10 protein-coding genes are annotated in these 9,754 nt (G+C 61.6%); all 10 read left to right on the top strand.

The features are described 5' to 3' along the window. Window positions 1-24: 24 nt before the first annotated feature. The 10 genes from ABSB13_RS05500 to nuoH all read left to right on the top strand — a co-directional run bounded on the left by ABSB13_RS05500 (window position 25) and on the right by nuoH (window position 9,754). Window positions 25-4,137 carry an Ig-like domain-containing protein gene (locus ABSB13_RS05500; RefSeq protein ID WP_428106216.1) on the top strand — a complete coding sequence of 1,371 codons (4,113 nt, stop codon included), beginning with the start codon at window positions 25-27 and terminating at the stop codon, window positions 4,135-4,137. A gap of 72 nt (window positions 4,138-4,209) precedes the next feature. Beyond that, window positions 4,210-4,485 (top strand): hypothetical protein, encoded by a 276-nt coding sequence (locus tag ABSB13_RS05495; protein WP_428106214.1) that lies wholly within the window; start codon window positions 4,210-4,212, stop codon window positions 4,483-4,485. A gap of 68 nt (window positions 4,486-4,553) precedes the next feature. Then, complete coding sequence (locus ABSB13_RS05490) at window positions 4,554-4,892, top strand: FmdB family zinc ribbon protein (protein WP_428106211.1); 339 nt, start codon at window positions 4,554-4,556, stop codon at window positions 4,890-4,892. Between the two features lie 25 nt (window positions 4,893-4,917). After that, window positions 4,918-5,178, top strand: coding sequence for a zf-TFIIB domain-containing protein (locus ABSB13_RS05485; RefSeq protein ID WP_428106209.1), 261 nt, complete (start codon window positions 4,918-4,920; stop codon window positions 5,176-5,178). Between the two features lie 81 nt (window positions 5,179-5,259). Further along, on the top strand, window positions 5,260-5,802 hold the full coding sequence (locus ABSB13_RS05480; RefSeq protein ID WP_428106207.1) for a hypothetical protein: 543 nt from the start codon (window positions 5,260-5,262) through the stop codon (window positions 5,800-5,802). Between the two features lie 216 nt (window positions 5,803-6,018). Next, entirely contained in the window at window positions 6,019-6,411 is a 393-nt protein-coding gene (locus ABSB13_RS05475) for an NADH-quinone oxidoreductase subunit A (RefSeq protein ID WP_428106206.1), read from the top strand. A gap of 10 nt (window positions 6,412-6,421) precedes the next feature. Then, the gene (gene nuoB, locus ABSB13_RS05470; protein WP_424672477.1) at window positions 6,422-6,928 is read left to right on the top strand and encodes an NADH-quinone oxidoreductase subunit NuoB; all 507 of its coding nucleotides are present in this window, start codon (window positions 6,422-6,424) and stop codon (window positions 6,926-6,928) included. Window positions 6,929-6,932: 4 nt separating this feature from the next. Further along, on the top strand, window positions 6,933-7,442 hold the full coding sequence (locus tag ABSB13_RS05465; protein ID WP_428106204.1) for an NADH-quinone oxidoreductase subunit C: 510 nt from the start codon (window positions 6,933-6,935) through the stop codon (window positions 7,440-7,442). Continuing rightward, the gene (locus ABSB13_RS05460) at window positions 7,439-8,557 is read left to right on the top strand and encodes an NADH-quinone oxidoreductase subunit D (protein ID WP_428106201.1); all 1,119 of its coding nucleotides are present in this window, start codon (window positions 7,439-7,441) and stop codon (window positions 8,555-8,557) included. The genes ABSB13_RS05465 and ABSB13_RS05460 overlap by 4 nt, the downstream gene beginning before the upstream one ends. Before the next feature lie 6 nt (window positions 8,558-8,563). After that, window positions 8,564-9,754, top strand: a complete 1,191-nt coding sequence (nuoH, locus tag ABSB13_RS05455) for an NADH-quinone oxidoreductase subunit NuoH (RefSeq protein ID WP_428106199.1) — start codon at window positions 8,564-8,566, stop codon at window positions 9,752-9,754.

Below are 9,754 nucleotides of genomic sequence, written 5' to 3'. Positions count from 1 at the left end.
CTTGAGCGCGGCTCGAAGAATCGCTTGACGCTCACGATGCGCGGCACACGCGCGGATGCAGAGCGCGCGTTCGACGTGCGGATCGCGGACTATCGCATCGGTGGCCGGACTTTTCGCGCTAATGACGGCGATCCTGCGTTGCCGCTGCAATTGGCGTCGCGAGTGCAATCGATTACTGGTTTGTCAAATCTCGCGATCCCGTCCCGATCGGCGCCGGACTCCGGGCTGGCCGCCTTGCCTGCAGGGTCCGCACCGGACTGGCAGGTCACCCAGGAGATCTGTTTCCCGTTCACTCCGACCACCACCCCGGCCTATGTTGGAATTCTGGAAGCGCTATACCTTACGGTACGCGTGGATGCGGCTCCGCTTTTCACGGCCGCATGTGTCGGGTTTCTGGCCGCCTCGGGCGCCTCTTATGCGACCTGTGCCGCGATGGCCCAGAATAACCCTTCTATTTGGCAGAACGTGCCGCAGTGCAACGAGTTCTTCAACGCCACTTCTGGTTCGAGCCGCGTAGGTGCGGCGAATAACTCATCCACGGGGCCCGACACGACTCTGGGCAAGAACCCGCAGAAAATCGGCCTGCTGGAGTTCGACACCTTGAATCCCAGCGACGTGCAAGACTGGCTCGAGGTGATCGGAAGCGGCGCCAACTTCGGACAGCTAAGCGTAGTGCCGGTGGAAGGCGGGGTGGCGACGCCGGGAGCAGGCGAGCCGGAGGTCCTGCTCGACGTCGATACGGTGATGCTGCTGGCGCCAACGCCCGATACCAGTTACGTCGTTTACGACGCACCCAATGGAACCTCGTTTGGGACGATGTTCAGCGCCATGATCGACGATGGCGATACGGTAATCAGCAACTCGTGGTCCGAGTGCGAAGACCAGATGTCACTGGCCGACGCGCAAAGCATCGATACGGTTCTGCAATCGGCCGCGGCGGGCGGGATCAGCGTCTTTAACGGCAGCGGCGATTCCGGGACCACCTGCCTTGACGGCAGCGCGAACACCGTCGGAGTGCCTGCCGATTCGCCCCATGCGACCGCGGTGGGTGGCAGCAGTCCCGTCGCTGGCCCAGGGCTCACGTACGAAAGCGAGACGTGGTGGAATGGTGTTGATTCTACGCCGCCCACGGGACAGGGTGGTTTCGGCGTAAGTACATTCTTTGCCGCGCCGTCTTATCAGAGCGGATTGAGCGGCTCCACAATGCGTTCGATCCCGGATGTGGTGGTTGATGCCGACCCGGCCATAGGTCTGCAGATTTGCCAAGCGGATACCGGCGGTTGTCTGAGTGGGCGGCGCTTTGGCGGCACCAGTATGGCGGCGCCAGAATGGGCGGCTTACGCAGCCGCGCTGAACGCGATGCTGGGCTCGAACCTTGGGAACGCCAACGTGGCGTTATATCCGCTGGCCGGGACGAACGCGTTCCACTCCGCAGCATCGATGGGATCCGACTTCGCGCACGTCGGCTTGGGATCGCCCGATTTACCACAGTTGCGGCTGGGGCTTACCGGCTTATCGCCGGGGGCGGCCAGCCCGAGCCTCTCGACTGCAGCGGCGGCAGGAGCCAACGCGGACGCCTCCGCCCCCGCCGACGGCGCCACCATCGCGGTGGCGCAAACGGTCCTGACGGACGCCAACGGTTTTCCACTCGGTGGCAAGAGCGTATCGCTTAGCGCGAGCGCGGGCAGCGCCACGATTACTCCGCCGAGCGCCGTGACGGATCATGACGGAGCCGCGGTCTTTTCGATCACCGATCTCAACACTGAAAATCTCACTCTTACTGCTACGGACACGACCGATAGCGTAACCTTGGCGCAGAAAGCTTCACTGTCGTTCGTACCGCCGCCCGCCACCTCGGCCGGTATCGTTGCAAGTCTCAGCACTGAGCCTGCCGATGGCAGCACAGCCGATACGATTACCGTCACGCTCACGGATTCTCTCGGCCGGCCCACACCCGGCAAGGTGGTCGCCCTTGACCAAGGCAGCGCAAGTTCCGTGATCACCGTGCCCTCACCCGCGGTTACCGGTAGCAACGGCGAGATTCAATTCGCGGTCACGGATATACACACCGAGACCGTCGCTTACACCGCAACCGACGTCACCGACGGCAACCTGCCGGTGCCCGGCTCGGCACCGGTGGATTTCACCGACGGGGCTGGCGGATGCGCCTCCGCATCGTATGTGACTGGAACCGCGAATCCGGCGCCCGGATACCAGGTCAGCGGGTTCGCGACCGGGTTTTTCGTTTCGGCCGGCAATCAGGGCTTCTCCTACAACTGCTTTGGGGCGTACGGGATGGCGTGGGACGCGGCCGGCAACATGTACGTCACCGACTGGCCCACCGGCAATATCTACAAGTTTGGCACTTCAGGCGGCGTCGCCGACGCGAGCCATCTGTTCACGACCGTGCAGGCGCCCGCCACCGGCCTCGCAATTGACCCCGCCGGCAATATGTTCGCCAGCGAAGGCTCGGTAAGCGGCGCCAACGGCGATATCGTCCCGGTCGCGCTTTCCACCGGCACGGTCGGCAGCGCGATCGCCTCCGGCATTCCCTGCTTGGGGAACATGGCGATTGACCCCGCGATACCCGCCTTGTACGTGGACGATTTCTGCTCGAGCGGCCCGGTCAATCCGAACATCTGGCAGGTCACGGGCATTGACGGCACAAGTCCTAGCACCACAGTCTATGCCCAGACCCCGGATAACTTCGAGAACTTTAACCTTGCGGTTGCTCCGGATGGGACGGTGTACGATGCTTACGCCGCGGCCACCGGCGCGCCGATTGCGCGGATTACTGCCGGCTCGCCGCCTACGGTGACCACCCTGACTGCAGGCGACGGCTCGCTCATCAGCCTTACCGGCGGGCTGGGAATGACAGCCGGGGGGATGCAGGCCGACGGCGACTCGCAATTCCTGATCGCGCCCTTCAACCCGCAGGCCAATGCGCTGTCCAGCCCTGATGAAGCCGTGTGGAGTCTTGACCTGACCGGATCGGCGCCCACGCCCGGTCTGCAGCTCACCACGAACGATTTTTCAGGCTTGTCCAACTTCGCGATCGGACCCGACGGCTGTCTCTACGTGGCGGGCGGTCCGACGGTGTCGAGAGTCACCCGCTCCGACGGCAGCTGCGGCTTCGGACCAACCACGCAGCCGCCGACGGTCAGCCTGACCCCGGCTACGGTCTCGCCGAATCCCGCGCAGGGCAGTCCGGTCACGCTCACGGCCTCGGTCCATTTCGCAACCGTGCCGACGGGAACGCCGGTCAATTTCCAAATCACCGGAGCGAACCCACAGAGTCAGTTGGCGAATACCAATTCAAACGGCAACGCCATCCTCACTTACACCGGAGCGCATCAAGGCACAGACGCGGTGATTGCATCCACGACAGTATCAAGCTCGCCAGTCACCTCGAATCAGTCGGTAATCACGTGGGGCGCGGGCTCGGACGTGACCTTCCTGACTCTCAACGCGAGCCCAACCAGCGGGCCGCCGGCCCAGGCCGTCACCGTGAGCGCGAACCTGACGGATGTATCGGCGAATCCTCTAGCCGCACTTGCAGGCAAAACGGTCAACTTCACGCTCGGCACGGGAGGATGCGGCGCCACAACCGATAGCAGCGGCAACGCCACCTGTGAGATCACGCCGTCGGGGATCGGACCCATGACGCTTGCTGCCAGCTTCCCGGGAACCTCGCAATATAACCCCTCGAGCGACTCGAAGGTGTTCACGGTGGTCGTGGCTCCGGTCGCCGGCAAGCTTAAGGTATCGCCCAAGGCCCTCAACTTCGGCGACGTCGAAGTTAATGACAGCAAGGTCAAGACGGTGACGATCACCAACGAGGGCAAGGTCACCACGAAGAAGAAGAAGGGAAAGACGACCACGACGACTCCACCCAATATTTTTATCGAGATGGAATCCGGCGTGACGAGTCCGTTCAGCATCAGTCAGGCCTGCAACGACGACTCCCTCGGCCCGAAATCCAAGGGTGTGAAGGCGGGAACTTGCAAGGTCTCGGTGACCTTCACGCCGACCGCCGCCATCAAGTACCTCGGCACGATGCAGATACAAGATAACCTCGAGCCGAGCTTCGGTCAGGCCGTCAAGCTCGAAGGCAGCGGCAAGGCAGCGAAGAAATGATCTGAACGCGCGTGACTAGCGGCGCGAGCGGGGGTTTGAAAGGCGCCGACGGAGCGGCTAAATAGAGAATCGATGGCTGACCCCGTCGAACATGCTGAACATGTGATGAGTGCGCTGATGCGCTTCGTCGTCTCGCTTATCATCCCGCTGTGGGCGCTCGCGATGCTCGTGCTCGGCGTCGAGTACCGCTCGCTTTGGTGGCTCGGATGCGGGCTGGTGGTCGGCGCGATTGGACTTGTCCTGCTGGTCGGCAATCCGTTGGCGGGACGGGCGCTGGATGTGCGCGAAAGTTGGCGGCCCTTGTCGCCGCCCAAGCCCGGCGCCGGCGAAGACAAAAGTTCCACCTGACAGACGGCGAAAGCCGCGCCACCGGCTGATTTGCGGGCCGTCGGCGGGCAGGATATTCTTTAGTTCCGATGCCTATTTTCGAGTACGAATGCTCGCGATGCGGGCTCGTCAGCTCGCACGTGATAATGGGTTCATCGCGCCGCCGCGAGCGTCGCACCTGTCCCGAGTGCGGGTCGGCGCGGCTGCGGCGGGTGATGTCGTCATTCGCGGTGGTCGAGAGCGAGTCGTCACGGATTGCGAGTTTCGACGCGTCGAAGCCGCGCGACGATTCGTTCTATCGCGACTCACGCAACGTTGGGCTGTGGGCGAAGAAGCGGGCCAAGGAGATGGGCGTCGATCTCGGATCGAAATTCGAGGCCACGGTCGAGAAAGCGCGCAGTGGCAAGCTGATCAAAGAGATGATCTGAGGGCGCCCGAGGAAGAGGCGGGACTATGGCGGGTGATAGCAAGGACCGGCTGGGCAGCAAGCTGCACGATGTCGAGGCGGCGCGCGAAGATCAGTGGGCGCGGCAGCGTGATACCGACCTGCTCGAGAAGATGCGCGAGCGCATGAGCCACACGGCTTGTCCGCATTGCAAGCAGTTTTTGGTGGCGAAGACCGAGGCCGGAGTATCAATGCACGTGTGCCCGGCAGGGCACGGCGCGTGGCTCGACGCGGCGGCATTGAAGGCGTTGCACAAGGAGCATAAATAGCGGCCGCCTGGCAGCGCGATCGACCGGACTGCTGTCAGATGATCAATCAACGCCGGTAGAACTCCCGCGGGAGGCAGAAACATGAGCGACGAAAAAGATCGTCTCGGCGACACACTCCATCAATCCGAGATGGCTCGCGAGAATCAATGGGCCCGCCAGCACGACGCGGAAATAATCGAAAGGCTGCGCCTGAAGTACGCCAAGGCGATCAAATGCCCGCAATGCGGCGACAGACTCGAGGCCCGGATGGCAATCGGCGTGGGCGAAATGGTTTGTCCAAAGCATCACGGCGCGTGGGCTGATCGGGAGGCGCTAGATCAGCTTGGCGCGCGTCTGGAGAACGCGGGGGCGATTCACCACGATTCCCTGGGCGAAAAGGTTTTCGTCGGGATCGGAGAGATCGTCGAAGACATGCGTCACAGGCATCTCACAGAGATCGATTGTCCCGATTGCGGCGCGAGGCTTGGCGCCAGAGCGGCGATCAAGGAGGGCGAATTGGGGCTGGCTGCGATGGCCTGTCCGAACCGCCACGGCTCATGGATCGATCAGGACATGCTTCGCGAAATCCGTAAACGCCTGGATGCGGCCACAGGAACGCATGGCGACGGCGAGACTCGGAAGTAACGCGCAATCGATGCGGTTGCGTCGGCGAAATAGTCAGACTCAGCACGGCAACGATGGGAAGATATTGGAAAACCCGGACAAACAGGCAACTGCCGAGGAAGAGGGACGCAACGATTCGAATCAATTAAGAATTTCTTAAGCGAAATTGGGCACTGGTGAAGCGATCCTTCTTGACAGGTTAGTCCGGGCCGATTAATGAGGACTCGGTAACTTAAAATGTATATCAATTTCGGCGTGCCACTGGCGCTAACGATCATCGCGATCGGCTTCGTGGCGGTGATGTTCGGCGTACAGCGTCTGCTGGCGCCGCAAAATCCGTACGATCGAAAGCTGACGCCCTACGAATGCGGCGAGCCGCCGACCGGGCACGCGTGGATCAATTTCAACGTTCGCTTCTACCTGATCGCGCTGATTTTCGTGGTGTTCGAGGTCGAAATCGCGTTTGTATATCCGATTGCCGCGGTTTACCTGGACTGGGTGCGCTCGGGGCGGCGCCTTTATGCGCTCAGCGAAATTTTAATTTTCCTGCTGATCCTGTTCGTCGGCCTGGTTTACGTGTGGGTCAAGCACGACCTGGAATGGATCAAGAAGGTACCGGTCGAAGACTGAGGTTTATTTTATGCCTTTGCTGAATACGCTCCCGGATTACGTTCTGACCACCAAGACGGATGAACTGCTGAACTGGATGCGCAAATCGAGCATCTGGTACATGCTGTTCGGCCTGGCCTGCTGCGCGATCGAGCTGATGCATACGGGCGGCCCGCGCGCGGATCTCGATCGTTTCGGCGCGGTGCCGCGTGCTTCGGCGCGCCAGTCGGATCTGATGATCGTGGCGGGAACGCTGACGCTGAAAATGGCGCTCAGGACGCGGCTGCTTTACGATCAGATGCCCGACCCGAAATACGCCATCGCGATGGGTTCGTGCGCGAGCTGCGGAGGACTGTTCCAACTGGCCTACTCGGTTTGCGACGGGGTGGACAAAATCCTGCCGGTCGATGTGTACGTTCCCGGCTGCCCGCCGCGCCCGGAGGCGCTGACCGAAGGCCTGCTCAAGCTGCAAGAGAAGATTATGACGGAGCGCTGGCTGGTGCGTTCGCCCAACGCAAAGCAGGTCGCAGCAGCCTGAGCAGATGGAGGCGCTCCAAATAATCGAGCGGGTCAAGAGCCGGTTCGGCGATTCTGTGCTGGAAATATCCGACAAGAAGCCCGATCCTTTCGCGGTGATTGACCCTAAAGCGATCGTCGAAGTCGGGCGTTTCATGAATGAGGATCCCGAGCTGGCGATGGACTGCCTGTCCAACGAGAGCGGCGTCGATTACAAGGACCGGATCGAGGTGGTCTATCACCTGTTCTCGTACCAGCATCGCCACGGCGCGGTGCTGAAGGTGAAACTGCCGCGCGACAACCCGAGCGTGGCGACGCTGGAGGGCGTGTGGAAGTCGGCCAACTGGATGGAGCGCGAAATATTCGACCTGCTCGGGGTCAACTTCGAAGGGCATAGCGACCTGCGGCGAATCCTGATGCCGGAGGACTGGATCGGCCATCCGCTGCGCAAGGATTTCGTCGAGCCGGCGGAATACCACGGAATCTCAACGGTGAGGGAGAGCCCGATAGTGCGGCTCGACACGAAAAAGAAATGAGCACGCTGCGCACCGAAGAAATGACGCTCAACATGGGCCCGCAGCATCCGTCGACGCACGGGGTGCTGCGCTTCGTGGTGCGGGCCGACGGCGAGGTGATGCGCGAGGCGATTCCGGACGTCGGCTACCTGCACCGGTCGATCGAAAAGATTGCGGAAAAAGTCGGCTACCGCGGCTTCATGCCATACACCGATCGCGTCGATTACGTGTGCGCGATGTTCACCAACCAGGGCTGGGGCATGGCGTGCGAGAAGCTGGCGGGAATCGAAGTGCCCAGGCGCGGCGAGTACTGCCGGGTGATCGCGACCGAGTTCAACCGAATCGCGTCGCATCTGCTGTCGGTGGGCGCGATGGCGATGGATATCGGCGCGATGACGCCGTTCGCGCACGTGATTCGCGAGCGCGAGATGATCAACGATCTGATCGAGGAACTGTGCGGCGCGCGGCTGACGTTCAACTACATGCGAATCGGCGGCGTGGCGTGGGACCTGCCGCCCGGATGGCGCGAGAAGGCGCTGGCGTATCTGGATCATTTCAACCCGATCCTCGAGGAATACAACGCGCTCATCTCGTGGAACAAAATCTACGTCGAGCGGCTGGCGAACGTCGGAGTGATCACGGCGGCCGACGCGATCAACTACAACCTGGTCGGGCCGAATCTGCGCGCGTCGGGAATCAAGTGGGACATCCGCAAGGACATCCCGTATTCAGTGTATCCCGAGTTCGAGTTCGAGGTGCCGGTCGGCAACGGCCAGTGGGGCAAGCTCGGCGACTCGATGGATCGATACGTGGTGCGGATTCGCGAGATGGCGGAGTCGTCGAAAATCCTGCGCCAGGCGCTGGAGAAGATTCCGCCGGGCGCGGTGCTGGCGAAAGTGGTGCGCAATTTCAAGCCGCCCGCCGGCGAATGCCAGATTCGCGTCGAGAGCGCACGCGGCGACATGGGCTGGTACCTGGTCAGCGACGGCAGCGGGTATCCGTGGCGGGTTCACGTGCGCACGGGATCGTTCGCGGCGATGGGAATCATCCAGAAGCTGAGCGCGGGATTGATGATCGCGGACCTGGTCACGCTGATCGCGAGCCTGGACGTGATTGCGCCGGAGATCGATCGATAGGCATCGATGCATACGCTGATTGAAAATCTGATTGCGTCGGGCGTGTTCGGCAAGAACCCGCCGCGGGATCTGGTCGCCGCGATCGTGGTGTTCGTGATGAGCCTGGTCGTGTTCCTGGGCGTCGCGCTTCCGTTCGGGGGAATCGTGACCTGGGTCGAGCGGCGGGTGTGGGCGCGAATCCAGTCGCGGGTGGGTCCAAACCGCGTCGGCCCGCAGGGCTTTTTGCAGTGGCTGGCGGACGGAATAAAAATCGTCTGCAAGGAAGACATCATCCCCGACGAAGCCGACTCGCGCCTGTTCAAGATGGCGCCGTACCTGGTGATGCTGGCGTTCGTCCTGCCGTGGGCGGTGATGCCGTTCTCGTCGTCGCTGATACTGGCCAACATGAACGTGGGCATCCTGTACATGACGGCGGTGACGGCGCTCACGGTGGTGGGCGTGCTGATGGCGGGATGGGCGTCGAACAACAAGTGGTCGCTGATCGGCGGAGTCCGTTCGGCGGCGCAAATAGTCAGTTACGAAATACCGGCGGGGCTTTCGATCTTCCCGGTGGTGCTGATGACGGGCACGCTTTCGATGCAGGGAATCATCCGCGGGCAGGGCTGGGCGCCGCAGCATTGGTTCCTGTTCGCCAATCCATTCACGTTCGTGGCGGCCAACATCCTCTATATGTCGTCGCTGGCAGAGGCTAACCGGACGCCGTTCGATTTGCCCGAAGCCGAATCCGAGCTGGTGGCAGGCTTTGCGACTGAGTATAGCGGCTGGCGCTACGCGTGTTTCTCGATGGCGGAATGGGGAAACCTGTATATCGTCGGCGCGATAATCACGACGTTGTTCCTCGGCGGATGGCAATTTCCGCACGTGACGAGCAATGTAGTCGCGATGAACGTGCTGGAAGTGATCACGTTCAACGTCAAAGTACTATTCCTGGTGTTCGTCTCGATGTGGATACGCGCGACGCTGCCACGGGTCCGAATCGATCAGCTGATGACAGCATGCTGGAAATACTTCGTGCCGATCGCGTTTGTGAATATGATCGGCACCGCGGTGTGGGTAGCTATATGGCCCGACGGCAACGTGGCGATGGGCTATATCATGTTCGCCGGGGCGATCGTGCTCGGGGCACTATTCATTCAGCGGGTTATCTACTATCTCAGGCGTTCACGGATGGAAGTTTACTTCAATCCGACTATATAG

The sequence above is a fragment of the Binatus sp. (SeqCode) genome, from assembly GCF_050013435.1.
GTDB lineage: Bacteria > Desulfobacterota > Binatia > Binatales > Binataceae > Binatus.
The sequence above is the reverse complement of the archived record's forward strand: the minus strand, read 5'-3'. Positions and strand labels throughout refer to the sequence as shown.